This window comes from Proteus myxofaciens ATCC 19692, assembly GCF_001654855.1.
GTDB classification, from domain to species: domain Bacteria; phylum Pseudomonadota; class Gammaproteobacteria; order Enterobacterales; family Enterobacteriaceae; genus Proteus; species Proteus myxofaciens.
In genome coordinates this window covers 1-297 of the sequence record NZ_LXEN01000227.1, presented here as the reverse complement: position 1 = coordinate 297, position 297 = coordinate 1, and the positions used below count along the sequence as shown (strand labels likewise).

General features: G+C 66.3%; 1 protein-coding gene. It reads left to right on the top strand.

Annotation, left to right across the window (positions count from 1 at the left end; all coding sequences use genetic code 11):
* The coding region (locus tag M983_RS17710) for a DUF4198 domain-containing protein (RefSeq protein ID WP_167348711.1) at nt 1-297 on the top strand (297 nt) is incomplete at both ends.

The following is a 297-nucleotide window of genomic DNA, read 5'->3' as shown; positions in this document are numbered from 1 at the left end:
CGGCACCAGTACCCCGACCACCACCGTACCGATCACCGGTGCGGACGGTCAGCCCCTGAAAGACACCGCCGTCACCGTGACGGTGAACGGCACTGACCAGACGGTGACCACCGACAGCAACGGCAAGGCCACGCTGACCCTGCCGGCGTCCACCACCCCGGGTGATACCACCATTCCGGTGGTGTTTAACGGCAGCAGCCAGGACGTGCCTGTGACCTACAGCCCGACCCAGGCCCAGCTGGCGGCGTCCGTGGATGCATCGAAATCGGCCTTCACCACCAGTCCGGCCAGCATTCC